Raw genomic sequence first — 24,426 nt, forward strand, 5'->3', positions numbered from 1 at the left:
CACCCTTGTCCCCGGGCTCTGCCCGGACCCGGTCCTCGAACGCCGGACGGGCTGAAAGATCCAGCCTCGTCGGCGTTTGAGGCGCGGGGTCTGGGGCGGAGCCCCAGGAGCCCTGCGCAGCGGTGCCCCGGCGGCTACGCCGGGGCGGAGGTCGTCACGCCGGTCAAGAGCTCGCGCAGCAGGTCCGCGCCGCGCAGGCTGAGCACCGACTCCGGGTGGAACTGGACCCCCGCGAAGCCGCCGCCGACGGAGCGGACCGCGTGGACCTCCCCGGTCGCCGGATCGCGGGACACCTCGACGCCCGAATCCGCCAGCCGGCTCTCGCCCGCTTCGTCACAGTGCGCCGTGTACGTGTTGTAGAAGCCCACCACCTCTTCCGCCCCGAACAGGTCGATCCGCACCTGCGCCCCCTGCGCCGGCTCCGCCTTGCGGATCAGCGGCAGCCCCAGCTCGGCCGCCAGCAGCTCGTGCCCCAGGCAGACCCCGACCAGCCCGTGCCGGTGCCCGGCCAGCAGTTCCGCGGCCAGTGCGCGCAGCATCCGCATCTTGGGGTCCGAGGCGTCCGCCGGGTTGCCGGGGCCGGGACCCAGGACGACGGGGCCCTCCCAGGACAGGGCCGCCGCCCGCAGTCCCGGATCGTCGTAGCGGCGTACGGTCACCTCCAGCCCGGCCCCCCGCGGACCCCCCGTTCTCAAGACGTGCGCCAGCATCGCCGTGAAGGTGTCCTCGCCGTCCACCACCAGCGCGTGGCCCGTCAGGGAGGAGGGCTGCTCCTGCATGCGCAGCCAGAAGGGGGCCAGGTCCGACCGCCGGGCCGCGAGGGCCGCCCGTACCCGCGGGTCGTCCGCCATCCGCGCCCCCTCGAAGGACGGCCGGGGCGCGGCCGGCCGCACCCCGAGCGCCGCCAGCACCCCCGCCGCCTTCGCGTGCGTCTCCGCGACCTCCCCCGCCGGATCGGAGTGCCGTACGAGCGTGGCGCCGACGGGCACCCGCAGCGCGCCGTCCGGGGCGATGTCGGCGGTGCGGATCAGGATGGGGGAGTCGAGGGTCTGCGCCCCGGCCGCGTCCTGTCCGAGCAGGGCCAGGGCCCCCGCGTAGTAGCCGCGGCCCCCGCTCTCGTACCGCTCGATCACCCGGCAGGCGTTCTGCACCGGCGAGCCGGTGACCGTCGCCGCGAACATCGTCTCCCGCAGCACCTCCCGCACGTCCAGCGAGGAGCGCCCCCGCAGCTCGTACTCGGTGTGCGCGAGGTGGGACATCTCCTTCAGCCGCGGTCCGACGACGACCCCGCCGCGGTCGCCGACGGTGCACATCATCTTGAGTTCCTCGTCGACGACCATCGACAGCTCCTCGGTCTCCTTGCGGTCCCCGAGGAAGGTGAGGAGGGAGTCCACGGTGGGTCCCCCGGCCGGGTGACGGTACGTCCCGCTGATCGGGTTCATCACGACCGTGCCCCCGGACATCCGCACGTGCACCTCGGGGCTCGCCCCGACCAGCGTCCGCTCCCCGGTGTGGACGACGTACGTCCAGTACGCGCCGCGCTCGCCCAGCAGCAGCCGCCGGAACAGGGCGAGCGCGTCGGCCCGGCCGAAGCCCTCGATCCGGCCCTCGTACGTCCGCCGGATGACGAAGTTCGCGCCCTCTCCGCGGCCGATCTCGTCCTCGATGACCCGCTCGACCGTGGCCGCGTACTCCGCGTCGGGGACGTCGAAGCCGCCGCCCTCGACCCGCACCTCGTGCGCGGGCAGCGCGGCCAGCGCCTCGGCGAGCGGGACCTCGTACGCCTCCTCGGCGACCAGCACGCTCAGCGGCGTGCCGTCGTCGCGTACGTCGAATCCGCGCTCCCGGATCTGCCGGAAGGGGACGAGGGCGAGGGTGGGCAGCCCGCGGACGGGCAGGTCGGCGAGGTGTTCGGCCTCGTGGACCGCGCCGATCAGCACCTCGACGGTGTCGTGGTCGCGGCCGGGGGTCCGCCGGCGGAGCAGGGCGAACGGCGGGCAGGAGTCGTCGAGCAGGCGGCTGAGCCGGTCCGGCCGGCTCGGCCGGCTCGGTCGGTTCGGGTGCCTGGGGTCCATGGGCGGGGCGTCCTTCCGGTGGGAGGAGCGGCGCCCGCGTCGGAGAACACGGAAGGCCGCCCCTCGGGGCGGCCTTCGCGTCGGTGCGTGTCGTCAGGTACGCGCGAGAAGTGGGCCGCCGGGAGCGGGCCACCACCAGTTCAGGTTCGCGTGCGCGTACATGGGAGGCACCCTAGCCCAGAGGGACCCTCCGGCGCTGGATCCGTTTCCCGGCGTGGGCTGAACCATGGATTCCGTTCCGCTGGGGTCCCCCTGCCTTCGAGCCGGGCCGTCTCACGTTGTGGGCGGAGGGCGGGATGAGACGTATGACGCCGTAATGTGTACGAGGTGACCGTGAACGCTGAAACCCAAGCCCCCGCCGTCAAGGCGACCTGGCGAGACCTTCCCGCGGCGCAGCAGCCTTCGTACCCCGATGCCGAGGCTCTGCGCGCTGTCGTCGCGGACCTCGAGTCGTATCCTCCGCTCGTTTTCGCGGGTGAATGCGACCAGCTGCGTGCCCGTCTGGGAGCCGTCGCCAAGGGCGAGGCGTTCCTCCTCCAGGGCGGCGACTGTGCCGAGGCCTTCGACGGCGTGTCCGCCGAACACATCCGAGCCAAGCTGAAGACGCTGCTCCAGATGAGTGCCGTACTGACGTACGCGGCCTCCGTGCCGGTCGTCAAGGTCGGCCGCATCGCGGGCCAGTACTCCAAGCCGCGCTCCAAGGACACCGAGACCCGCGACGGCGTGACCCTGCCGACCTACCGCGGCGACTCCGTCAACGGCTTCGCCTTCACCGAAGAGGCCCGGATCCCGGACCCCGAGCGGCTGAAGCGCATGTACAACGCCTCCGCCTCCACGCTCAACCTGGTGCGCGCCTTCACCACCGGTGGTTACGCCGACCTGCGCCAGGTGCACGCCTGGAACCAGGACTTCGTGAAGTCCTCCCCGTCCGGTCAGCGGTACGAGCAGCTGGCGCGGGAGATCGACAACGCGCTGAACTTCATGAAGGCGTGCGGCACCGACCCGGCCGAGTTCAAGGCCGTCGAGTTCTACGCCTCCCACGAGGCGCTGCTGCTCGACTACGAGGGCGCGCTGACCCGCACCGACTCGCGTACCGGCAAGCTGTACGACACCTCCGGCCACATGGTCTGGATCGGTGAGCGCACCCGCCAGCTGGACCACGCGCACATCGAGTTCTGCTCGCAGATCGCCAACCCGATCGGCATCAAGCTCGGCCCCACCACCACGGTGGACGAGGCGCTGACGTACATCGACCGCCTGGACCCCGAGCGCGAGCCGGGCCGGCTGACCTTCGTCGTCCGCATGGGCGCCGACAAGGTCCGCGACAAGCTCCCCGAGCTGGTCGAGAAGGTCACCGCCTCCGGTGCGGTCGTCGGCTGGGTCACCGACCCGATGCACGGCAACACCTTCGAGGCTGCCTCCGGCCACAAGACGCGCCGTTTCGACGACGTGCTCGACGAGGTCAAGGGCTTCTTCGAGGTCCACAAGGCCCTCGGCACCCACCCGGGCGGCATCCACGTCGAGCTCACCGGTGACGACGTCACCGAGTGCGTGGGCGGCGGCGACGAGATCTTCGTCGACGACCTGCACCAGCGCTACGAGACGGCCTGCGACCCGCGGCTCAACCGCAGCCAGTCCCTGGACCTGGCGTTCCTGGTCGCCGAGATGTACCGCGACCAGTAAGGATCAACCAGTAGCTTCGTACGACTGTGGGGCGCGGATCGATGTGATCCGCGCCCCACAGTCGTACCCAGGGCTTTTAGGTGACCCTAACTTTGGGTACGGTTAGGTAAGCCTCACCGAATAGGGGATGGCTCGTCGAACCATTCCGCCCAGGGAGGTGAACCGCGTGTACGTCTGCTCTTGCTTCGGGATCACCGACAAGCAGGTCAAGGACCACGCGGCCGCCGGGGCCTGCACCCCGCGCCAGATCGCCTCGGCCACCAAGGCCGGCACCGACTGCGGCTCCTGCGTGCGCACCATCCAGGGCATCCTCGGCCGTGGCGCCTGCCCGCGCCGGGAGCTGCTGGAGAAGGGCGACGCGGCGGCCGTGCTCGCCGCCGAGACGGAGCCGGCACGTTCGCCCGCACTGGCGGAAGCGGCCTGATCGGCCCGGCGGGACCGGTCGGCCCCTTCGGAACCGCGGGCGACGGGGACGGACGGACCGCTAGCTCGGCTGCTCGATCAGCTGCGCGATGTAGAGCGCCTCGCCCAGGGACTCGATGAGTTCCAGCTGGGTGTCGAGGTAGTCGATGTGGTGCTCCTCGTCCTCCAGGATCTCCTCGAAGAGGCGGGCCGAGGTGATGTCGCCCTTGCCGCGCATGACCTCGATGCCGCGCTTGAGTCGGTCGATGGCCTCGACCTCGACCTGGCGGTCCGCCTGGAACATCTCCGGGAGCGTCTGCCCGACGCGCACGTGGAAGAGCCGCTGGTAGTTAGGCAGACCGTCGAGCATCAGGATGCGCTCGGTGATCTTGTCCGCGTGCTTCATCTCGTCGATGGATTCTTCACGCGTGTATTTGGCGAGCTTGGTCCAGCCCTTGTTGTCCTGGATGCGGTAGTGCAGCCAGTACTGATTGATGGCCGTCAGCTCGCCGGTCAGCTGCTCGTTCAGAAACTCAAGGACCTCGGGGTCGCCCTGCATCGCAGAGGCTCCTTCCAGGCAATGTCAGTTACGTGACGGGGCTGGGGGTACCTCCCAGTGCTCACTGGGGGATCTGCGCGCATCCTTGCACTGCCGCCGGAGGCCGTCCAGTAAGTGCCTCCTTAGTGGGAGTTGCCGTGACTTGCCCGAATCGGTCCAGACCTGGTCATGACCACCCCGCCCAGTCTGTCACCATGGAGTCATGGGTCAGCCGGAAAGCCGGGAATCTCCGGGAGCAGAGCCGCTGGAGCTTCCACCGGGGCAGCGGCTGCAGAGGGGCTGGCCGGTCACCCATTACGGGCCCGTACCCAAGTTCAAGCCGGACCGCTGGGAGTTCCGGGTCTTCGGCGCGACGGCCGACGGGGACAAGCACTGCTGGAACCACGAGGAGTTCACGGCCCTGCCGTTCGACTCCGTCGTGGCGGACCTGCACTGCGTCACCAAGTTCAGCATGCAGGGCGCCGAATGGGGCGGTGTGCTCGCCCGCGAGATCCTGGCCCTGGCGCCGCCCGCGCCGCAGGTCACGCACGTGATGGTGTGGGCCGAGTACGGCTTCAGCTCCAACTTGCGGCTGGCCGACTTCGCATCCGAGCGGACCGTCTTCGCCACCCACCAGGGCGGTGAACTGCTCACCGCCGAGCACGGTTTCCCCGTGCGGCTGGTGGTCCCGCACCTCTACGCCTGGAAGGGCCCCAAGTGGGTCCGCGGCGTCGAGTACATGACGGCCGACCGCCGCGGCTTCTGGGAGGAGCGCGGCTACCACAACATCGGCGACCCCTGGCGCGAGCAGCGCTACTCGTACCAGGAGGAGCCGGGGGACGGCCCCGAGCTGTAGGCCCCGGGGGCGTCCGGCCCTAGTGGTGGTACTGGTGGACGACCGCGTGACCCTTGCCGCGGCCGATCATCCACTTGTTGACCGGGACCGTGACCACGAAGGCGACGGCGAGCGAGATCGCGAGCACCGCCCAGAACAGCGGCTCCGAGAGGTGCGCGTCCATCGCGCCGGGCCACAGCGCGATCACCCCGTTGTCGATCAGCTCCATGACGGCGATCGAAAGGGTGTCGGCGGCCAGGGCCACCCGGATGGCCGTACGGAGGCCGACGCCGGCGGAGAGGATCCCGCGCAGAGTGAGGGCGTAGCCGAAGAGGAACGCCAGCACGATCGCCAGGACCATGGTGGACACGTTCCCCCACCCGAGTGCCGTGCCGATGACCATGCCCAGCACCTCGCCGATGGCGCATCCGGTGAGGCAGTGGAGGGTGGCCCGGGCGGCCATGGCCCAGCTCGCCCGGCCGGCGGGGCTGCCGCTGTCGTGCCCGCCGTGCCCGTGCTCGTGTCCGCCGTGGTGCTGGTGGTGGTCGTGATGTTCGTGGTCTGCGTGTGCCTGCTCCATGACGACCCCCTGAGGGAAATGCCGGGTAGCGGTTCTGTCGATGTTGACAGAACCGTATACCCCCCAGGGGTATTCCTCAAGGGATCACCGGATCACTGCGGGCCGCGCAGCTCCTTCAGCAGCGCCACGTCCGCCGCATGCCCTTCCTTGCCGCCGGGGGTCTCGGTGATCAGCGGTACGCCCTCCATCGCGGGGTGCGTGAACAGCTCGGCGAAGGCGTCCCGGCCGATGTGGCCCTGGCCGATGTTGGCGTGCCGGTCCTTGTGGGCGCCCACGCCCTCCTTGGAGTCGTTCGCGTGGACCAGCTTCAGCCGGCCCTCGCCCACGGTGTCCACGAGCAGGTCGAGCGTCAGCTTGGTCCCGCCCGGCTCCGCCAGGTCGTGACCGGCCGCGAAGACGTGGCAGGTGTCCAGGCAGATCCCCAGCTTCGGGTGGTGGTCGAGCGCCTCGAAGTACGGGCCGAAGTCCCAGGTGCGCGAGCACAGTGAGGAACCCTGCCCCGCCGTGGACTCCAGCAGCAGGAAGGGGTCGTCCTCGTGCGTCAGCTCGTCCAGCAGCGGCAGCATGTGCTCCCTGACCTGCGCGTACGCCGCCTCGCGCGGCCGGCCCCCGGTCGCCGACCCGGTGTGCACGACCACACCGAGCGCGCCGATCTCCCGGCCGCGGCGCAGCGAGTGGCGCAGCGACTCCACCGACTTCTCCACGGTGGCCTCGGTGTGCGAGCCGAAGTTGATCAGGTACGGCGCGTGCACGTAGGCCGGGATGGACTCGTCCGCGCACTGCGTCCGGAACCGCTCGTCCTGCGCCGGGTTGCCCACCGGGGTGGCCCAGCCGCGCGGATTGGCGACGAAGACCTGGACGGCCTCGGCGCCCATCTCGCGGGCGTAGGCCAGCCCGACCTTGGCGAGGCCGCCCGCGACGGGGACGTGCCCGCCCACTGGATTGCGTATCACTGCCGCCTACAGCCCCTTGGTCCGGACGGTGATCGTGGTGCCCTCGGGAGCGTTCAGACCACCCAGCACCGACTGGGAGTCCACGGTGTTGCTGAAGGAGATCAGCGGCCGGTCCACCTTCACCTTGAAGCCGGCGGCCTCCAGCGCCTTGCGGGCCGCGTCCACCTCCTGGCCGGTCACGTTCGGCACCGGAAGCAGACGCGGGCCCTTGGACACGGTCAGCGTGACCGTGTCACCCGCCGCGGCCTGGGTACCGGCGCCGATCGACTGGTTGGCGACCGTACCGGCCGCCGAGGGGGAGTTGACCTGCTCGGGGGCGGTCACCACCTTCAGTCCCAGCGCCTCCAGGCTGGCCTTCGCCTGCTCGACGGGGAGCCCGGTCACGGTCGGCACGGGCACCGGGCGGCCCTTGCTGACGACGAGCGAGACCGCCGTGTCCGGCGCCCGCTTCTCGCCGCCCACCGGGTCGGTGGCGATCACCGAGCCCTGCGCGATGTCCTGGCTGAAGGCCTGCGTGACGATGCCCGGGGCCAGCCCGGACTTGGTCAGCTCGGCCTTGGCCTCCTCCAGCGGCCTGCCCTTGAGGTTGGGCACGGCCACGACCTCGGGGCCGCGGGAGATGGTGAGGGTCACCGCGCCGTTGCCGCGGATCCGCCGGCCGCCCGGGGGATCGGTGTTCATCACCGTCCCGCGGTCGAAGGCGTCGCTGAACTTCCGGTCGATCCCCTTCACGCCGAGCCCGGCCGCCGACAGCTGGGAGCGGGCCTGCGCCTCGGTCTTGCCGAGCAGGTTCGGGACCTTCGTGAACTGGCCGGAGCTGATGTACCAGACACCGGTGCCCACCCCGAGGGCGAGCAGCACCCCGGCGATGACGAGGAACACGCCGCGGCGGGGCAGCCCGGCGGGGGCCGGCCGGTGCGCGGGCGGAGCGGCCGGCGGCGGCAGCGTCTCCAGCCGGGAGGTCTGGTTCACGGGCTGCGCGGCCACCGGGCGCGGGATCACGCCGGTGCGGTCCTCGGCGGAGGACCGCTCCTCGGCGCGCGCCAGCGGCGGTACGGCGTCCAGCTCGGCGTCGCTGAGCAGGGCGCGGACCTCGCGGGCGAGGCCGAGCAGCGCGGCGGCGTCGTAGGGGCGCAGGTCGGCGTTGCGGGCGGTGGCCTGCGCGACCAGCTCGTCGAGCCCGACGGGGAGCCCCGGGACCGTGGCGGAGGGAGGCGGGACGTCCTCGTGGAGGTGCTGGTAGAGGACCTGCGCGGCGGTGCCGCCGAGGTGGGGCTTGGAGCCGGTGAGCATCTCGTAGAGGACGACACCGCAGGCGTAGACGTCCACGCGGGTGTCGGCGACGCCGCTCTCGATCTGCTCGGGGGCCAGGTAGGAGACGGTGCCGAGGACGGAGCCGGTGGTGTTGGTGACCGAGTCCACGGACCGGACCAGCCCGAAGTCCGCGACCTTGACCCGGCCGTCGTCGCCGATCAGGACGTTCTCGGGCTTCATGTCGCGGTGGACGAAGCCGGCCCGGTGGGCGGCGCCCAAGGCGGCGAGCACGGGTTCGAGGATGTCGAGGGCGGCCCGCGGCTGGAGCGCGCCGCGCTCGCGGAGCACGTCGCGCAGGGTGCAGCCGGAGACGTACTCCATGGCGAGGTAGACGTACGGCCCGTCCGTGCCCTGGTCGAAGACGGCGACCACGTTGGGGTGCGCGAGCCGGGCCACGGACTTCGCCTCGCGGATGAACCGGTCCACGAAGGCGGTGTCGGCGGCGAGGGCCGGATGCATCACCTTCAGGGCGAGCACACGGTCGAGGCGGGTGTCGACGGCCCGGTAGACCGTGGCCATGCCGCCGGCCGCGATGCGGGCGTCGACGCGGTAGCGGCCGTCGAGCACGCGCCCGACGAGGGGGTCATCCAGGGTCGTATCCACCCCGCGATTCTATTGGGGCGCCGCGGCTCCCCCGCCGGGGTGGGTCCGGCTTGCAGCGCAGCTGTGACGTCAGGGCCGGGTGCGGCGCCCCGGTCTTTCAGCCTCGCCGGCGTTTGAGGCGCGGGCGCGGAGCGCCGTAGGGGGTCCGGGGCGGAGTCCCGGGAGTGGACCCGCGGGTCAGAACGCCGGGCGTTCCAGGTCCAGGGCGGCGCGGCCCTCCGCAGGAGAGGAGGCTTCGGCGAAGCGGCGTTGCGGGATGCGCCCCGCGCGAAAGGCGAGCCGCCCCGCCGAGACGGCGTCCCGCATGGCGGACGCCATCAGGACCGGCTCCTGCGCCCGAGTCACCGCCGAGGCCAGCATCACCGCCGCGCAGCCCAGTTCCATGGCGAGGGCGGCGTCCGACGCCGTGCCCGCGCCCGCGTCCAGGATGACCGGCACCGACGCCCGCTCCGTGATCAGCTCGAAGTTGTGCGGGTTGCGGATGCCCATCCCCGAGCCGATGGGCGACCCCAGCGGCATGATCGCCGCGCAGCCCACGTCCTCCAGCTTCCGCGCGAGCACCGGGTCGTCGTTCGTGTAGGGGAGGACCGTGAAGCCCTCGTCCACCAGGATCTCGGCGGCGTCCAGCAGCTCGACGCCGTCCGGCAGGAGGGTCCGCTCGTCCGCGACCACCTCCAGCTTGATCCAGTCCGTGCCCAGCGCCTCCCGGGCCAGCCGGGCCGTGAGCACGGCCTCGCCCGCCGTGAAGCAGCCCGCCGTGTTGGGGAGGACCGCGATGCCGAGCTTCGTCAGGACGGAGAGGACGGAGCCCTGGACGGTGGGGTCGAGGCGCCGCATCGCGACCGTCGTGAGTTCGGTGCCGGACGCGACCAGGGAGCGTTCCAGCACGTCCAGGCTCGGGGCCCCGCCCGTGCCCATGATCAGGCGGGAGGAGAAGGTCCGGCCGCCCAGGGTGAAGAGGTCGTCCGCCATGGCGCTCAGCCCCCCTGGACCGCGGTGAGGATTTCGACCCGGTCGCCGTCGCCCACCGGCGTGACCGGCCACTGCCCGCGCGGGACCACGGTCTCGTTGAGCGCGGCGGCGACGCCGGAGGGGGCCGTGGTCAGGGTCGCGACCACGGTGTCGAGCGTGGTGCCGGCCGCGACCTCGCGCGGCTCGCCGTTGACGGAGACGGACACGGAGACGGGAAGGGTCATGCGTACGACTCCTGACGTGCGGCGGAGAACCGGCGGGGGGTGAACGGGCGCGCGATCTCCGGCACTTCGCCGGTGGCCAGCAGCTCGGCGAGCACCTCGCCGGTGAGCGGGGTCAGCAGCACCCCGTTGCGGTAGTGCCCGGTGGCCAGGTGCAGGCCCGGCAGGTCGGTCGGGCCGAGCAGCGGGGCGTTGTCGGGCGAGCCGGGGCGCAGCCCCGCACGGGTCTCGGTGAGGGGGAGTTCGGTGATGCCGGGGACCAGCTCGTGGGCGTCGCGCAGGAGTTCGTAGACCCCGCCCGCGGTGACCGTGGTGTCCCAGCCGAGCTCCTCGCTGGTGGCGCCGACGACGAGTTCGCCGTTCTCGCGCGGCACCAGGTAGACGTGGCTGCCGCGGACGACCGCCCGGACGGTCCGGGACAGGAACGGCGCGTAGGCCGGGGGCACGGACAGGCGCAGGACCTGGCCCTTGACCGGCCGTACGGGAGGCAGCACCTGCGGCGGTACGCCCGCCAGCCTGCCGCTGAGCGAGCCCGCCGCCAGGACCACCTGGGCGGCGCGCAGCTCCGTACCGTCGTCGAGTACGGCCCCGGCCGCCCGGTCGGCGGTGACCAGCAGCCGTTCCACGGCGGCCCGGTGGATGATCACGCCGGCCCGCTCGCAGGCGGCCAGCAGGGCGGCCGCGAGCCGGCGCGGGTCGACCTGGTGGTCGCCGTCCACGCGCAGGCCGCCGCGTACGCCCGGGGCGAGCATGGGCTCCAGGCGGCGGCACTCGCGGCCGGTGAGCCACTCGGACTCCAGGCCGCAGCGGCGCTGCAGCGCGTGCAGTTCCCGCAGGTGGAGCCGGTCGTCGGAGTCGAGCGCGACGGCGAGGGTGCCGCAGGCGCGGAAGCCGATGTCCATGCCGCCGCTCGCGTCGGCGAGCTCGGCGGCGAACTCCGGATAGCGCGCGGCGGAGGCGAGGCCGAGGCCCAGCAGGGCTTCCTCGCCGAAGTGCAGTTCGGTGACGGGGGCGAGCATGCCGGCCGCCACCTGGGCGGCGCCGCCACCGGGTGCCGGGTCGGCGAGTACGGTGCGCAGCCCGCGCGCCGCGGCCCGCCAGGCGGTGACCAGGCCGATGATCCCGCCCCCGATGACGAGGACGTCGGATCCCTTCCGAGACGAGTGCATGGGCGTCCAGCCCCTCCCTTCGCCGGCATGACCCGGATCAGGTTCGTACGGTCGGAGGCCGGCCAGCCTCCCTCTCAGCCCGGTGCGCCGGACTCCCGCGATAGGTACGGTGGCCAGACTATCCCGGCCTCGGACGGCCGGTAAGGCGGCACCTGTTCCTGACGGAGCGTCAGATGATTAGGGTGGCCGGGTGAGCGAGCAGACGGAACACAATCAGCGCGGCGTCGTGATCGTCGGCGCCGGAATGGCCGGCGTGCAGACCGCGGTCGCCCTGCGCGAGCAGGGATTCGCCGGCCCCCTGACCCTGCTGGGAGCCGAACCCCACCAGCCCTACGACCGGCCCCCGCTGTCCAAGGCGGTCCTGCTCGGCAAGGCCGAGGACTCCGCCTTCGACGTGGACTTCGAGGGGCTCGGCATCGAGCTGCGGCTCGGGACGGAGGTCACCGGGCTCCGGGCCGCCGACCGCGAGCTGGACACCGAGGCCGGCCCGGTCCCGTACGAGGTCCTCGTACTGGCGACCGGTGCCGAGCCGCTGACCCTTCCCGGCACCGAGGGCGTCCCTGGCGTCCACCTGCTGCGCACGCTGGACGACGCGGCGCGGCTGCGCCCGGTCCTGGCGGCCGCGCCGTCCACGGTGGTCGTCGGGGCGGGCTGGATCGGCGCCGAGTTCGCCACCGCGGCCCGCGAGGCGGGCTGCGCGGTGACCGTGGTCGAGGCGGCGGAGCGGGTGCTGGCGGGGGCGCTCCCCGCCGAGGTCGCCGAGCCGATGGCGCGCTGGTACGAGGAGGCCGGCGCCGGGCTGATCACCGGCGCGAAGGTCGCCGGGATCGAGGAGGGCCGGGTCCTGCTCGCGGACGGGCGCGCGCTGCCGGCCGGCGCGGTCGTCGTGGGCATCGGCGCGCGCCCCGCCACGGGATGGCTGGCCGGGACCGGTGTGGAGCTGGGGCCGGACGGCTCGGTCACCGCCGACGCGTACCTGCGTACCTCCCTGCCCGGGGTGTACGCGGTCGGCGACTGCGCCTCCTTCCCTTCCGGGCGGTACGGGAAGCGGCTGCTCGTGCACCACTGGGACAACGCGCTCCAGGGGCCGCGGACGGTGGCGGCGAACATCCTGGCCGGGGCCGGCTCCGGGCAGCCGGCCCAGGTGTACGACCCGGTGCCGTACTTCTGGTCGGAGCAGTTCGGCCGGTTCGTGCAGTACGCCGGCCACCACGGCGGGGCCGACACCCTGCTCTGGCGGGGCGACCCGGCCGGGCCGGCCTGGTCGGTGTGCTGGCTGCGGGGCGGCGCCCTGGTCGCGGTCCTGGCGGTGGGCCGCCCCCGCGACGTGGCACAGGGCCGCAAGCTCATCGAGGCGGGAGTGCCCGTGGACCCCTCCAGGGTTGCGGACCCCGCCACCCCGCTGAAGTCGGCCCCGGCCTGAAGATTCGGCCCCGCCGGCGTTCGAGGCGTGGGGTTCGGGGCGGAGGCCCGGCACGGGCCGCGACCCGGACGGGGCTGCCCAGGTACCGGCGGCGGAGCCGAGATGGCAGGCTTGTGTCCGTGACCGAGATTGACGCAAAGATCGATGCCCTTGTCCCCTCGTGGCTGTACCTCCCCGACATCGCGGAGATGCTGAACATCGAGGTGACCCGGGTCCGCCAGATGGTCAAGGAAGGGCAGCTCATCGCCGTACGCCGGGGCGAGAACCGCTCCCTGCAGGTGCCGGCCCCCTTCATCGACGGCGACAAGGTCGTCAAGGGCCTGGTCGGTCTGCTGACCGTGCTGCGCGACGACCGCTTCACCGACGAGGAGATCCTGGAGTGGCTCTTCACCGAGGATCCGACCCTGCCCGGCACTCCCGTGCAGGCGCTGAGCGAGAATCGCGGCACGGAGGTGAAGCGCCGCGCTCAGGCGCTCGCCCTCTGACCTGATCCGCAGTTCGCTCCACCGCGGTGTACGGGCCCCGCGCCCGTACACCGCCTCCATCACGGGGGGTTCACCCATGCAGCTGTCCGACGCCCGGCTCTATCTCTGCACGGACGCCCGCAAGCGGCAGGGTGACCTCCCCGAGTTCCTCGACGCCGTCCTGGCCGGAGGCGTGGACATCGTCCAGCTCCGGGACAAGGGCATGGAGGCGGGGGAGGAGCTCGAACACCTCCAGGTGTTCGCCGAGGTCGCACGCCGCCACGGCAAGCTCCTCGCCGTGAACGACCGCGCCGACGTCGCCCACGCCATCGGCTCCGACGTCCTCCACCTCGGCCAGGGCGACATCCCCGTCCCCGCGGCCCGTGCCATCCTCGGCGAGCGCGTCCTGATCGGCCGCTCCTGCCACGCGGAGGACGAGGTCGACGCGGCCGTGGCCGAGCCCGGCGTGGACTACTTCTGCACCGGCCCCTGCTGGCCCACCCCCACCAAGCCCGGCCGCCACGCCCCCGGCCTGGGGCTCGTCCGGTACGCGGCCTCGCTGGAGCAGGACCGGCCCTGGTTCGCCATCGGCGGCGTCGACAGCACGAACCTGGACGAAGTGCTGGACGCCGGCGCCACCCGTGTCGTGGTCGTCCGCGCCCTCACCGAGGCCACCGACCCCGGCGCGGCCGCCGCGGAGCTCGCCAAGCGCGTGCGCGCCCGGCTCGGCTGAGTCCTGTCCGCCCGGACAGAGGGCCGACGCGCCGCTCTTTAACGTGTCAGGCCCCGCTTGACCAGGGCCGGACCCCCAAGTGTCCAAAAACGTGTCCAAAAGGCGGACAGCGCTTCGGTGACCGGGCGGCCGCGTCTAACCTGCCCCCATGGCCTCTGGTACCGCTTCCACCTGGTCGGACCGTGCACACACGGTCCGCGACCTCCTCGCGTCCGGGCGCTCGTACTCCTTCGAGTTCTGGGCCCCGAAGACGGAGAAGGGCGAACGCAACCTCTGGAACGCCCTGCGCCGGGTCGAGGCGGTATCCCCCAGCTTCGTGTCCGTGACCTACGGAGCCGGCGGCTCCACCCGCGGCGGCACCGTCAAGGCCACCCAGGAGATCGCCGCCGACACCACCCTGACCCCCGTCGCGCACCTCACCGCCGTGGACCACTCGGTCGCCGAGCTGCGCAACGTCATCGGGCAGTTCGCCGACGCGGGGATCCGGAACATGCTCGTCGTGCGCGGAGACCCGCCGGGCGACCCGATGGGCGAGTGGGTGGCGCACCCCGAGGGCGTGCACTACGCCGCCGACCTGGTCCGCCTCGTCAAGGAGTCCGGAGACTTCTGCGTCGGCGTCGCCGCCTTCCCCGAGATGCACCCGCGTTCGACGGACTGGGACACGGACATCCGGCACTTCGTGGACAAGTGCCGCGCGGGCGCCGACTATGCGATCACCCAGATGTTCTTCGATCCGGAGAATTATCTGAGGCTGCGCGACAGCGTCGAGAAGGCGGGCTGCGAGACCCCGATCATCCCCGAGGTCATGCCTGTTGTGGCGATCAAGCAGCTCGACCGGCTGCCCCAACTCAGCAACGCTCTCTTCCCCGCGGACGTGAAAGAGCGCATGCTCGCCGTCAAGGACGATCCGGCCGCTGTACGCTCCATTGGCATCGAGTTCGCCACGGAGTTCTGCGCGCGGCTGCTGTCCGAGGGTGTCCCGGGGCTGCACTTCATCACGCTGAACAATTCCACGGCGACTCTCGAAATCTACGAGAACCTGGGCCTGCACCAGCGGGCCTGAGCGGCCGCCCCCCGTTCCCGCGCCGGCGGCCGTACCGAGAGGGGCCATGCATGGGAATGACGGTCCTCTACATCGCGTTCGGTTTCGTCGCGCTGTGGCTGCTTGCCGAGGTCCTGATGCAGTACAAGGCCCGGCTCCGCTGGCGCCTGCTCGCCTTCGCGGGATTCCTCGGCGTGGTCGCCGGGGTGGTGCTGCCGTCGGTTCCGGTCATAGGGGCCGGCGCCGCGGCGTTCGCCGTGGGCCAGACCCTGGTGACGCTCTCCTTCCGCAAGGGCTTCGTCGCCGGCTGGGCGCTGCGCCGCGGCGGGGAGCCCGTACGGCAGTCCAGACGGCGCCGGTCCGGCGGCCCGGCGCAGCAGGAGCCGGCGCTCCAGGTCACCGCGCTCAACTACGAGGACGCGGACGGAGCGGCGAACGAGCGCCCGTTCCAGGCCGCGGCCGAAGAGGTCTACAGCCCGCAGCCGGTGCCCGAGGAGACCGGGTCCTACGGGATACAGAGCTTCGCACCGGCCCCCGAGGCCGCCCAGACGGCGGCCTTCGCCTCACCGTTCACCACCGCGGAGCAGGACGCCCACCAGTACGCGGCCTACTACGACCCGCAGAACCAGGGCGGCGGGTACGACTACTCCGGCGGCTACCCGACGGGTGGCCAGCAGCAGGTCTACGCCGCCTACTCGGACCCGTACATCGGCACCGGCGGCGGGGTCGCCCCGGCCCAGCCGTACGACTACACCGCGTACGCCGACTACGGGCAGCAGCAGTACTCCACGGACACCCCGCCCGGCGGGGTCTGGGTCCCCCAGCAGCGCTCCACCGACGGGGGCGGCCAGCCCTACCCGGCGGAGGAGCAGGCCGAGCCGCCGCAGCAGTACCCGTACTCCCAGCCCGGCGAGTACGAGCAGTACCGCTACTGACCGCCGCGCGGACCGGTCCGCGGACCGGTCCGCCCACCCCTGCGGCCAGCGGTCACTGCGAGCCGCGGAACTCCGCGCCCTCCACGATCAGCCCGGCCACCAGGGCCCCGGTCATCCCGGCGTGCGGCAGCCCGCCGCCGGGGTGGGCCCAGCCGCCCGCCAGGTAGAGCCCGGGCACGGCCGTGGTGTTGGCCGGGTGGAGCAGCCGGCCGCCGGCCCCGGCGAGGGCGGGCGGCGGCACCGCGCCCCCCTGCGCACCGGTCGCCGCCTCGACATCGGCCGGGGTGCGCACCTCCTGCCACAACAGCCGCTCCCGCAGCCCCTGGACGGCCTTCTCCGCGAGGTTCAGCAGCTCCGCGGGCTCCCGGGTCCCGGGCCCGTACACGGCGCTCACGGTGACCGCCTCGTGCTCCGCGTCGGGCCGGGTGGCGGGGTCGTCCGGGCGCAACACGGTGACCTGCGCCCCCGGGGCGTGCACCAGGGTGCGGTGGACGGCCGTACCGGGGCGCGCGCCGCGCAGCGCGAGCAGCAGCGTGATCCGGCCGGGCACGTCCGCACCGCGGGCGGGCACCGCGTCCGCCGGCCACCGCAGCGAGCCGGCGGGCAGCTGCCGGGGGTCGATCGCGCAGACCACGTGGTCGGCGGCCACCTCACTGCCGTCGGCCAGCAGCAGCCCGGCCGCGCGGCCGTCACGGACCAGGACCTCGCGCACCTCCGCCCCGAACGTGAAGACGACCTTCCGCTCCAGGCAGCGCTCGTACACGGCGGTGGCCAGGGCTCGCATCCCGCCGCGCACGTACCAGCTGCCGAAGGTCTGCTCCATGTACGGGAGCACGGTGGCCGAACCGGGCGCGGTGGCGGGGTCGATCCCGTAGGTGCGCACGAGGCCGGTCAGCAGCTCGGCGAGAGCGCCGCCCAGCTCCCGGTCGGCCACCTCGGCGAGGGTCGGCGGCCGGCGGCGGAACAGGCCGCTGCGGCGCAGGGCCGGGTACGGGTCGCCGCCCAGCGCCTGCCGGGCCCCGTCGTGCAGCGGCTCCTCCAGCAGCGGGCGGCGGGTGGCGTCCCAGGCGTCCCGGGCGCGGCCCAGCAGGGCGTTCCAGCGTTCGCCCGCGCCCTGGCCGAAGCCGGCGCCGAGGGCGGCGGCGACCCCGCCGTGCGAGGCGCCCGGCAGGGTGACGTCGATGCCGTGGTGGGGGAGGACGTGCCGGACGGCGGGGTCCACCTGGACCAGGTCGACGCAGTCCTCCAGCGACCGCTTGCCGGTCTTCACGAACAGGTCGCGGTAGACGGCGGGCAGGTGCAGCAGTCCGGGCCCGGTGTCGAAGGCGAAGCCCTCGCGCTCGTACCGGCCGACGGCGCCGCCGTAGGTCGCCCCGCGCTCGTACACCGCCACCTGATGCCCTGCCACGGCCAGCCGGGCCGCCGTCGCCATCGCGCCCATGCCGGCGCCGATCACCGCAATTCGTGCCATGCGGCCGAGCCTATCGACCCCCTCGGGCCGGTCGCGGTCAGAGGGGTGGGGCCCCGGTGGCCTCCCGGGCCTCGGCGGCCAGCCGCTTCTCCTCGCGGCGCTGGGCACGGCGGCGCAGGAAGCGGCGGATCCGGCTCCAGAGGAAGACGAGTATCGCCAGTCCGGCGGCCAGCAGGACGGCCGCGATGACGGCGGCGGCCTGCGGGTTGAACATCGCGAAGGTGACGAGACCGGCCACGCCGAGGTCCTCGGCGATGCTCATGCCCACGTTGGTGAACGGCTCGGGCGAGGTGTTGATCGCCATCCGGGTGCCGGCTTTGACGAAATGGCTGGCCAGCGCCGTGGAGCCGCCGATGGCGCCGGCTGCGATGTCGGACAGCGAGCCGCTCTGGCCGGCCAGCAGCGCACCGATCACCGCTCCGGCGAGCGGGCGGATCACGGTGTGGACGGTGTCCCATATCGAGTCGACGTATGGAATCTTGTCGGCGACCGCCTCGCAGAGGAACAGCGCCGCGGCGACGATCAGCACGTCCGTGCGCTGCAAGGACGCGGGGACCTCGTCGCTCAGGCCGGTCCGGCCGAAGATGCCGAGCAGGAGGACCACGGCGTAGGCGTTGATCCCGCTGGCCCAGCCGCTGGTGAAGACCAGGGGGAGCACACTCATTGGATCATCATGTCGCACGGGCGCCGATGCGACGGACAGAACGCGGACACGGAGACAGAACCGGGACAGAACAGTGAGGGGACGGTCGCCCGGCGGCGGCCGTCCCCTCACTCACACTGTTCGGGGGCTACTGCCCCTGCTCGTCACGGCGGCGCTGCCACCGTTCCTCGATGCGGGTCATCATCGACCGACGCTGCCGGTTCCGGCCATGGGCCGAACCGCCTGCACTGCCGGAGACGGGCTGCTCGCCAGGCTTGGGTGCCTTGCGCCAACCGGTGACCACCAGGACCGTACATCCCAGCATGACGAGGAATCCCACCACGCTGATCCAGAGCACGTTCGGAATGATCACACCGGTCATGAGGAGCGCGATACCCGCCACGATGCCTGCGACTGCCGTGTAGACCCGTCGCCGGGTGTACGTACGCAGTCCGCTTCCCTCAAGCGCTGTCGCGAACTTGGGATCTTCGGCGTACAGCGCTCGCTCCATCTGCTCGAGCATTCGCTGCTCGTGCTCCGAGAGCGGCACGGGAGTCCTCCTCATCCGTCGGTCGCGGGGGGTAGCGACCAGGGGTCCCCTTCAGGATAGGCGGGGAATCGCCCCCGTGACACCCGCCCTCTACGCCACGTTACAAAAAGACACAGCCCAGTAAAGACACAGCCGGTAAAAGCGCTGCTCGAAAACCGTACCGCCGCGGGAGCGGTCACTGAGGCCCTTATTCCCCAATGGTCCGTCCACCATGCCGGTCACTGCACTCGATCATACGTGGCCGACCGCCGGTTCGTAGGGTGTGCGCCCGACTCCGTCCGCCGAAGATCGCAGTTCAGGCCTGCTTCTCGCCGAGCACGTGCAGTTGCGTCGCGACCGCGTGGAAGGCGGGCAGCTCCGCCGCGGCCTCCTCCAGACGCAGCAGCGCCTCCACCGCGCCCGGCTCGGTGTCCACCAGGACCCCCGGAACGAGGTCGGCGAAGATCCGCACGCCGTGGACCGCGCCCACGGCCAGGCCGGACCCGCCGACGAGCTCGGAGAGCTGTTCCGCGGTGAAGCGCCGCGGCACCGGGTCGCCGGAGCCCCAGCGGCCGGCCGGGTCGGTCAGGGCGGTACGGGCCTCCGTGAAGTGCCCGGCCAGGGCGCGGGCGAGCACGGCCCCGCCGAGGCCGGCGGCCAGCAGGCTGAGCGTGCCGCCGGGGCGCAGCGCCGCGACCGCGTTGGCCACGCCCTCGGCAGGGTCGTCCACGTACTCCAGCACGCCGTGGCAGAGCACCACGTCGTACGCGTCCCGCTCGACCACGTCCAACAGGCCCTGGGCATCGCCCTGGACGCCACGGACCAGGTCGGCGACGCCGGCCTCGGACACCCGGCGCTCCAGCCCGAACAGCGCGTTCGGGCTGGGGTCGACCACGGTGACCCGGTGGCCCAGACGGGCCACCGGCACGGCGAACTTGCCGGTGCCGCCACCGGTGTCGAGCACGTCCAGCACGTCCCGCCCGGTCGCCTTCACCCGGCGGTCGAGCGCCTCCTTGAGGACCTCCCACACCACGGCGGTGCGAAGGGAGGCACGGGGGCGGGAAGTGTCCGACACGGCTGATGGCTCCTCGGCGCGGTAGGGAAGGGGTGAGAGCGGTCCGTGCCCCACCCCGGTCTACCTTATGGCCTTCCGCAGCCGGGCAGCTCATCACGCGTCCGGACGCTCCGGGCGCGGCTGCGGCAGGGCCTGCTGCGCGTTCGGAGCGGGCGCACGGACGGCGAGCATCCGCTCCACCAGGCGCAGGAACATCGAGGCGGCCCGCATCAGATCGTCCGCCTCCCGGCCGCTCGCCGCGTCCGCTATGCCCGCCTCGGCCCTGGCCCGGCGGGCCGCGCCCGAGGCGAAGAGCGCGCTCCACTCGGCGAGCTCCGGCGCCAGCTCGGGCAGCAGCTCCCACGCGCTGCGGATCCGGGGCCGCCGCCGCGGGTTCACCGGCTCGGGCCGGCCGCGCGCGGCGAGCACGGCCGCGGCGGTGCGCAGGGCGGCGAGGTGGGCGGTGGCGTACCGCTCGTTGGGCCGGGCCAGCAGGGCCGCCTCGGCCAGGCCGCTGCGGGCCTTGGCGAGCAGGTCGAGCGCGGCCGGGTCGGCCGCCGACTTGCGCAGGACGGGGTGGACAGGGGACGGGGACGGTGTGGCCATGACGAACCTCCTGTCGATGCGTTGCCTCCATCGTGACCTGCCCCACTGACAATCGCCCTGACCTGCACTTTTACGGTCGTAATCCACACAACTACCCTCTCCTGCGCACCTGGTGCGGAAGAGGATGGTAGTTTTTGAACTGACCGGTCAGTTCAAAAAGAAGGGGGACGGCGTGGACAGCCCGCACGGCGCGGCCGTCAAGGCCGAGGACTTCGGACTCAAGGGCCCGCGCGGCTGGGTGTTCCGAGGAGTCGGCATCGACGCGGCGCCCGGCTCGCTCATCGCGGTCGAAGGCCCCTCCGGCAGCGGCCGGACCTGCCTGCTCCTGGCCCTCACCGGACGGATGAAGGCCACCCAGGGTCACGCCGAGATCGACGGGCACCGGCTGCCGAAGCGGATGGCCGCCGTCCGCCGGATCGCCGCCCTCGGACACGTCCCCGGGGTCAACGACCTCGACCAGGCCCTCACCGTCGCCGAACAGCTGCGCGAAGGCGCCCTGCTCCACCGCCGCTACGACGGCCCGGTCCGCGCCCTGCTGCGCCCCCGCGCCGAGCGCCGCGCCCGCGCCGCGGCCCGGATCGACGAGGTCCTGGCCGCCGCCGGACTGGACCTCGACACGCTGCCCAAGGGCGCGCGCACCTCCGTACGGGACCTGGAACGCCTGGAGGCCGTACGGCTGTCCGTCGCCATCGCCCTGCTGGGCTCCCCGCGGCTGCTGGCCCTCGACGACCTCGACCTCAAGCTCTCGGACACCGAGCGCACCGAGGCCTGGGCCCTGCTCCGCTCGATCGCCGCCCGCGGGACCACCGTCCTTGCGGTGTGCAGCGAGGCGCCGGCCGACGCGGTGGCCCTGCGGACCAGCCCGAAGGAGCCGGACGCACCGGACGCACCGGACGCACCGGACGCACCGGACGCACCGGACGCGCCTGAGGCGCCCGGCACCGCACCGCAGGCCGCCGACCGGAAGATCACCTGGGGAAGCTCCGCGAAGAGCGCCCCCGACGCGGATGCGGCTGCCGACGCCGATGTGGACGCCGGCCCGGACACCGAGGCCGCCGCTGAGAACGACAGCGACACTGACGGCGACGGCGACGGCGACGGCGACCGCGACACCGACACCGACACCGAGAACGACGACACGAAGGGGGAGGACGATGCGCTCTCCGAAGCTGGCCGCGCTTGAGATGAAGCGGTTCGGGCGGGGGAAGCTGCCCCGGGCCGCTCTCGTCGCGCTGCTCCTGCTCCCGCTGCTCTACGGAGCCCTGTACCTCTGGTCCTTCTGGGACCCGTACCACAACCTCGACAAGGTGCCCGTCGCCCTCGTCAACTCCGACCGGGGCGCGACCGTCGACGGCAAGCACCTGGACGCGGGCGGTGAGCTCACCAAGAAGCTCCGCGACAGCAAGACCTTCGACTGGCGCGAGGTCAGCCCCAAGGAGGCGGCCAAGGGCCTGGAGAACGGGACGTACTACCTGACCCTGACCATGCCCGAGGACTTCAGCGCGAAGATCGCCTCCAGCGCGGGCGAGGACCCCGCCACCGGCGCCCTGCACGTCCGCACCAACGACTCCAACAACTACGTCGTCGGCTCGATCTCGCGCTCCGTCTTCTCCGAGGTCCGCTCGGCGGCGTCCACCAACGCCTCCCGCGGTTTCCTCGACAAGATCTTCGTCAGTTTCTCCGACCTGCACGACAAGACCGCCGAGGCCGCCGACGGCGCCGACAAGCTCAAGGACGGGGCGGGCAAGGCCCAGGAGGGCGCCAAGGAGCTCGCCGACGGCCTGGACACCGCCGAGGAGAAGAGCGGCGAGCTCAACAGCGGCCTGCAGAAGCTCAACTCGGCCGCCGCCAAGCTGGAGACCGGCACGCGGGACGTCGCGAACGGCACCCAGGCCGTCGCCGACAAGGTCAACGGCGCGGCCGACAAGGCCCGCCCCTTCGTCAAGGACCCCAAGAACCTGGCGGACACCGCCGAGCTGGTCGCCGACAGCGCGAAGGTGGTCAAGAACCACCTCGACAAGTTCGCCGAGAAGGCCCCGGCCGCCGCGGCCGTCGCCAAGCGGGCCTCCACCGGCGCCGACGCCTATTACACCAAGCACTGCGTCACCCCCGGCGGCGAACCGCACCTCGCCTCCTGCCCCGACCTGAAGAAGGTCAGGGACGACACGGCCGAGGCCGCCGAACTCACCGGTGACGTCAGCACCCTGGCCAAGAACGCGAACGGGGACGTGACCAAGCTCCGCACCCAGCTGACCGACCTGGAGAACAAGGCCCGCGAGCTCGCCGACAAGGCCCCCCACCTCGCGAGCGACCTCGACACGGCCGTGGCCAAGGTCAACGCCCTCAACACCGGCGCCCACAAGGTCGCCACCGGCATGGCCCAGCTGCACACCGGCCTCGGCTCCGCCACCACCGGATCCGGCAAGCTCAGCGACGGCGTCGGCAAGCTCGGCGACGGCGCCCACCGCCTCGACGGCGGCATGTACAAGCTCGTCGACGGCACCGGCGAGCTCGCCGGCGGCCTGCACGACGGCGCGGGGAAGATCCCCGACTACGACCAGCAGCAGCGCGACGCCCGCACCGAGGTCATGGCCGACCCGATCAGGCTCGCCAACCAGTCCCTGCACAAGGCGCCCAACTACGGCACCGGCTTCGCGCCCTACTTCATCCCGCTCTCCCTCTGGGTCGGCGCGATGGTCGCCTACATGCTGATCGCGCCCATGAACCGGCGGGCCCTGTCCGCGGGCGCCTCGCCCTGGCGGATCGCCCTCGCCGGCTGGCTGCCCGTCGTGGGGATCGGCGCCGCCCAGGTCGCCCTGCTGATGTCCGTGCTCCACTGGGCCCCGGACCTCGGCCTGAAGATGGCCTACCCGGCCCTCACCATCGCCTTCCTGCTGCTGGTCACCGCCTGCTTCGCGGCGATCATCCAGTGGCTCAACGCCAAGTTCGGCGCGGCCGGGCGGATCCTCGTCCTCGCGGTCCTGATGGTCCAGCTGACCTCGGCGGGCGGCACCTACCCCGTGCAGACCAGCCCGGACTTCTTCAACGCCGTCCACCCCTACCTGCCGATGTCCTACGTGGTCGAGAGCCTGCGCCGCCTCATCACCGGCGGCGACCTCGGCCCGGTGTGGCAGGGCTTCGCGGTCCTGACGGCCTTCACGGTCGGAGCCCTCGCCCTGACCTCGCTCGCCGCCCGCGGCAAGCAGGTGTGGACCATGGACCGACTGCACCCGGAACTGAGCCTGTAGGGACGTGTTGACCTGTGACAATCAGCGCCATGGACAGCAGCAGCACCGGTACGGGTACCGGCGGGAGCCGTCGGCAGGCCACCCGGCAGAAGCTCTACGAAGCGGCCGTGACCCTCATCGCGGAGCAGGGGTTCTCCGCGACCACGGTCGATGAGATCGCCGAGCGGGCGGGCGTCGCGAAGGGCACCGTCTACTACAACTTCGCGAGCAAGAACGACCTCTTCGAGGAGCTGCTGCGGCACGGGGTCGGGCTGCTGACGGTCTCGCTGCGGACGGCGGCGGAGGAGACGGAGGCGCGCGGCGGCAGCCGGGTCGAGGCGCTCGACGCGATGATCCGCGCCGGCCTCGTCTTCATCGACCGCTACCCGGCCTTCACCCAGCTGTACGTCGCCGAACTGTGGCGGACCAACCGCGCGTGGCAGTCCACGCTGATGGTGGTCCGGCAGGAGGCGGTGGCCGTCGTGGAGAAGGTGCTGCGGGAGGGCGTCGAGCGCGGTGAGCTGAGCGCCGAGATCGACGTGCCGCTCACCGCGGCCGCGATGGTGGGGATGGTGCTGGTGGCCGCACTGGACTGGCAGTCCTTCCAGAGCGAGCGGTCCCTCGACGACGTCCACTCGGCGCTGTCGCTGCTGCTGCGGGGCCGGGTCAGCGGCAACCGCTGAGCCCGTCCGGCGCGGCGCCCACCCCCCAGTCGGCGGTGCCGCGGGAGCGCGGCAGGCCGTACAACTGGTGGGGCCTGCCGCGACGGCTGAGTATCCGTACCTAGGCGCGGAAATGAGTACGTGCGCGGATGGCTCCCACCTGCGCGGACGCCAGACTGGGAGCAACGGACAGGAGACCCGGTCCGCACCGCCGGCACGGGGCTGCGGAGCGGACCGGGTACCTCCTACCGTGGCCGGACGGGGGACACGAAACCGGCGAGGCAGTACGAAC

The 24,426-nt window shown here is 72.4% G+C and carries 24 protein-coding genes and 1 riboswitch; of the genes, 11 read left to right on the forward strand and 13 right to left on the reverse strand.

Going from position 1 to position 24,426, the window contains the following annotated elements:
• Positions 1-134: 134 nt before the first annotated feature.
• Positions 135-2,075: an anthranilate synthase family protein gene (locus RIU97_RS29050; protein WP_404960526.1), complete on the reverse strand. Its 1,941-nt coding sequence runs from the start codon at positions 2,073-2,075 to the stop codon at positions 135-137.
• Between the two features lie 327 nt (positions 2,076-2,402).
• On the opposite strand from RIU97_RS29050, the gene RIU97_RS29055 reads away from it, so the two are divergent.
• Positions 2,403-3,758 carry a class II 3-deoxy-7-phosphoheptulonate synthase gene (locus RIU97_RS29055; protein ID WP_404960528.1) on the forward strand — a complete coding sequence of 452 codons (1,356 nt, stop codon included), beginning with the start codon at positions 2,403-2,405 and terminating at the stop codon, positions 3,756-3,758.
• A gap of 166 nt (positions 3,759-3,924) precedes the next feature.
• A complete protein-coding gene (locus tag RIU97_RS29060) occupies positions 3,925-4,182 on the forward strand; it encodes a (2Fe-2S)-binding protein (RefSeq protein ID WP_319721003.1) in 258 nt (85 codons plus the stop codon).
• Positions 4,183-4,242: 60 nt separating this feature from the next.
• On the opposite strand, the gene bfr is transcribed toward RIU97_RS29060, so the two are convergent.
• Positions 4,243-4,719: a bacterioferritin gene (gene bfr, locus RIU97_RS29065; RefSeq protein ID WP_404960530.1), complete on the reverse strand. Its 477-nt coding sequence runs from the start codon at positions 4,717-4,719 to the stop codon at positions 4,243-4,245.
• 202 nt (positions 4,720-4,921) lie between these two features.
• Here bfr and RIU97_RS29070 point away from each other — a divergent pair, with 202 nt between their 5' ends.
• The gene (locus RIU97_RS29070) at positions 4,922-5,554 is read left to right on the forward strand and encodes a sulfite oxidase-like oxidoreductase (RefSeq protein WP_327413534.1); all 633 of its coding nucleotides are present in this window, start codon (positions 4,922-4,924) and stop codon (positions 5,552-5,554) included.
• A gap of 19 nt (positions 5,555-5,573) precedes the next feature.
• On the opposite strand, the gene RIU97_RS29075 is transcribed toward RIU97_RS29070, so the two are convergent.
• From RIU97_RS29075 to thiO, 6 genes are all read right to left on the reverse strand, one after another.
• The gene (locus RIU97_RS29075) at positions 5,574-6,113 is read right to left on the reverse strand and encodes a DUF4396 domain-containing protein (protein WP_404960532.1); all 540 of its coding nucleotides are present in this window, start codon (positions 6,111-6,113) and stop codon (positions 5,574-5,576) included.
• Between the two features lie 92 nt (positions 6,114-6,205).
• On the reverse strand, positions 6,206-7,063 hold the full coding sequence (locus RIU97_RS29080) for a deoxyribonuclease IV (protein WP_404962979.1): 858 nt from the start codon (positions 7,061-7,063) through the stop codon (positions 6,206-6,208).
• A gap of 9 nt (positions 7,064-7,072) precedes the next feature.
• Positions 7,073-8,983 (reverse strand): Stk1 family PASTA domain-containing Ser/Thr kinase, encoded by a 1,911-nt coding sequence (gene pknB / locus RIU97_RS29085; protein WP_404960534.1) that lies wholly within the window; start codon positions 8,981-8,983, stop codon positions 7,073-7,075.
• A 177-nt stretch (positions 8,984-9,160) separates the two neighbouring features.
• Complete coding sequence (locus tag RIU97_RS29090) at positions 9,161-9,955, reverse strand: thiazole synthase (protein WP_404960535.1); 795 nt, start codon at positions 9,953-9,955, stop codon at positions 9,161-9,163.
• 5 nt (positions 9,956-9,960) lie between these two features.
• Positions 9,961-10,179 (reverse strand): sulfur carrier protein ThiS, encoded by a 219-nt coding sequence (gene thiS / locus RIU97_RS29095; protein ID WP_404960536.1) that lies wholly within the window; start codon positions 10,177-10,179, stop codon positions 9,961-9,963.
• Complete coding sequence (thiO, locus tag RIU97_RS29100) at positions 10,176-11,345, reverse strand: glycine oxidase ThiO (RefSeq protein ID WP_404960538.1); 1,170 nt, start codon at positions 11,343-11,345, stop codon at positions 10,176-10,178. Before thiO ends, thiS begins: the two co-directional genes overlap by 4 nt.
• Positions 11,343-11,454, reverse strand: a riboswitch (TPP riboswitch). It overlaps the preceding gene by 3 nt.
• An 81-nt stretch (positions 11,455-11,535) precedes the next feature.
• On the opposite strand from thiO, the gene RIU97_RS29105 reads away from it, so the two are divergent.
• The 5 genes from RIU97_RS29105 to RIU97_RS29125 all read left to right on the forward strand — a co-directional run bounded on the left by RIU97_RS29105 (position 11,536) and on the right by RIU97_RS29125 (position 15,942).
• Complete coding sequence (locus RIU97_RS29105) at positions 11,536-12,768, forward strand: NAD(P)/FAD-dependent oxidoreductase (RefSeq protein ID WP_404960540.1); 1,233 nt, start codon at positions 11,536-11,538, stop codon at positions 12,766-12,768.
• 119 nt (positions 12,769-12,887) lie between these two features.
• The gene (locus RIU97_RS29110) at positions 12,888-13,253 is read left to right on the forward strand and encodes an Rv2175c family DNA-binding protein (protein ID WP_383575225.1); all 366 of its coding nucleotides are present in this window, start codon (positions 12,888-12,890) and stop codon (positions 13,251-13,253) included.
• A 76-nt stretch (positions 13,254-13,329) separates the two neighbouring features.
• A complete protein-coding gene (gene thiE / locus RIU97_RS29115; protein ID WP_404960541.1) occupies positions 13,330-13,965 on the forward strand; it encodes a thiamine phosphate synthase in 636 nt (211 codons plus the stop codon).
• Between the two features lie 148 nt (positions 13,966-14,113).
• Complete coding sequence (metF, locus tag RIU97_RS29120; protein WP_404960542.1) at positions 14,114-15,028, forward strand: methylenetetrahydrofolate reductase [NAD(P)H]; 915 nt, start codon at positions 14,114-14,116, stop codon at positions 15,026-15,028.
• 50 nt (positions 15,029-15,078) lie between these two features.
• Positions 15,079-15,942, forward strand: coding sequence for a hypothetical protein (locus tag RIU97_RS29125; protein WP_404960543.1), 864 nt, complete (start codon positions 15,079-15,081; stop codon positions 15,940-15,942).
• Positions 15,943-15,994: 52 nt separating this feature from the next.
• Here RIU97_RS29125 and RIU97_RS29130 read toward each other — a convergent pair whose 3' ends face one another.
• The 5 genes from RIU97_RS29130 to RIU97_RS29150 all read right to left on the reverse strand — a co-directional run bounded on the left by RIU97_RS29130 (position 15,995) and on the right by RIU97_RS29150 (position 20,245).
• Complete coding sequence (locus RIU97_RS29130) at positions 15,995-17,413, reverse strand: phytoene desaturase family protein (protein ID WP_404960544.1); 1,419 nt, start codon at positions 17,411-17,413, stop codon at positions 15,995-15,997.
• Positions 17,414-17,450: 37 nt separating this feature from the next.
• Complete coding sequence (locus RIU97_RS29135) at positions 17,451-18,077, reverse strand: DUF4126 domain-containing protein (RefSeq protein ID WP_404960546.1); 627 nt, start codon at positions 18,075-18,077, stop codon at positions 17,451-17,453.
• A gap of 127 nt (positions 18,078-18,204) precedes the next feature.
• Positions 18,205-18,606, reverse strand: a complete 402-nt coding sequence (locus RIU97_RS29140; protein WP_404960547.1) for a DUF3040 domain-containing protein — start codon at positions 18,604-18,606, stop codon at positions 18,205-18,207.
• Positions 18,607-18,901: 295 nt separating this feature from the next.
• A complete protein-coding gene (locus tag RIU97_RS29145; RefSeq protein ID WP_404960548.1) occupies positions 18,902-19,660 on the reverse strand; it encodes a class I SAM-dependent methyltransferase in 759 nt (252 codons plus the stop codon).
• 93 nt (positions 19,661-19,753) lie between these two features.
• On the reverse strand, positions 19,754-20,245 hold the full coding sequence (locus tag RIU97_RS29150; protein ID WP_404960549.1) for an SAV_6107 family HEPN domain-containing protein: 492 nt from the start codon (positions 20,243-20,245) through the stop codon (positions 19,754-19,756).
• 172 nt (positions 20,246-20,417) lie between these two features.
• Between RIU97_RS29150 and RIU97_RS29155 the strand changes: the two genes are divergently transcribed.
• From RIU97_RS29155 to RIU97_RS29165, 3 genes are read left to right on the forward strand one after another with little or no spacing between them, the layout of a single operon-like run.
• Positions 20,418-21,428, forward strand: coding sequence for an ATP-binding cassette domain-containing protein (locus RIU97_RS29155; protein ID WP_404960550.1), 1,011 nt, complete (start codon positions 20,418-20,420; stop codon positions 21,426-21,428).
• Positions 21,400-23,493 carry a YhgE/Pip family protein gene (locus RIU97_RS29160; RefSeq protein WP_404960551.1) on the forward strand — a complete coding sequence of 698 codons (2,094 nt, stop codon included), beginning with the start codon at positions 21,400-21,402 and terminating at the stop codon, positions 23,491-23,493. Before RIU97_RS29155 ends, RIU97_RS29160 begins: the two co-directional genes overlap by 29 nt.
• A 29-nt stretch (positions 23,494-23,522) precedes the next feature.
• Positions 23,523-24,155, forward strand: a complete 633-nt coding sequence (locus tag RIU97_RS29165) for a TetR/AcrR family transcriptional regulator (RefSeq protein WP_361758205.1) — start codon at positions 23,523-23,525, stop codon at positions 24,153-24,155.
• The last annotated feature ends 271 nt before the right edge of the window (positions 24,156-24,426 follow it).

It is taken from the genome of Streptomyces sp. 147326, assembly GCF_045000215.1.
GTDB lineage: Bacteria > Actinomycetota > Actinomycetes > Streptomycetales > Streptomycetaceae > Streptomyces.

What these genes read in the sequence shown, in the direction of transcription:
- RIU97_RS29050 (WP_404960526.1), bottom strand. Translation starts at nt 2,075, where the DNA reads ATGGACCCCAGGCACCCGAACCGACCGAGCCGGCCGAGCCGGCCGGAC.
- bfr (WP_404960530.1), bottom strand. Translation starts at nt 4,719, where the DNA reads ATGCAGGGCGACCCCGAGGTCCTTGAGTTTCTGAACGAGCAGCTGACC.
- RIU97_RS29070 (WP_327413534.1), top strand. Translation starts at nt 4,922, where the DNA reads ATGGGTCAGCCGGAAAGCCGGGAATCTCCGGGAGCAGAGCCGCTGGAG.
- RIU97_RS29075 (WP_404960532.1), bottom strand. Translation starts at nt 6,113, where the DNA reads ATGGAGCAGGCACACGCAGACCACGAACATCACGACCACCACCAGCAC.
- RIU97_RS29090 (WP_404960535.1), bottom strand. Translation starts at nt 9,955, where the DNA reads ATGGCGGACGACCTCTTCACCCTGGGCGGCCGGACCTTCTCCTCCCGC.
- thiS (WP_404960536.1), bottom strand. Translation starts at nt 10,179, where the DNA reads ATGACCCTTCCCGTCTCCGTGTCCGTCTCCGTCAACGGCGAGCCGCGC.
- thiO (WP_404960538.1), bottom strand. Translation starts at nt 11,345, where the DNA reads ATGCACTCGTCTCGGAAGGGATCCGACGTCCTCGTCATCGGGGGCGGG.
- thiE (WP_404960541.1), top strand. Translation starts at nt 13,330, where the DNA reads ATGCAGCTGTCCGACGCCCGGCTCTATCTCTGCACGGACGCCCGCAAG.
- metF (WP_404960542.1), top strand. Translation starts at nt 14,114, where the DNA reads ATGGCCTCTGGTACCGCTTCCACCTGGTCGGACCGTGCACACACGGTC.
- RIU97_RS29125 (WP_404960543.1), top strand. Translation starts at nt 15,079, where the DNA reads ATGGGAATGACGGTCCTCTACATCGCGTTCGGTTTCGTCGCGCTGTGG.
- RIU97_RS29130 (WP_404960544.1), bottom strand. Translation starts at nt 17,413, where the DNA reads ATGGCACGAATTGCGGTGATCGGCGCCGGCATGGGCGCGATGGCGACG.
- RIU97_RS29135 (WP_404960546.1), bottom strand. Translation starts at nt 18,077, where the DNA reads ATGAGTGTGCTCCCCCTGGTCTTCACCAGCGGCTGGGCCAGCGGGATC.
- RIU97_RS29150 (WP_404960549.1), bottom strand. Translation starts at nt 20,245, where the DNA reads ATGGCCACACCGTCCCCGTCCCCTGTCCACCCCGTCCTGCGCAAGTCG.
- RIU97_RS29160 (WP_404960551.1), top strand. Translation starts at nt 21,400, where the DNA reads ATGCGCTCTCCGAAGCTGGCCGCGCTTGAGATGAAGCGGTTCGGGCGG.
- RIU97_RS29165 (WP_361758205.1), top strand. Translation starts at nt 23,523, where the DNA reads ATGGACAGCAGCAGCACCGGTACGGGTACCGGCGGGAGCCGTCGGCAG.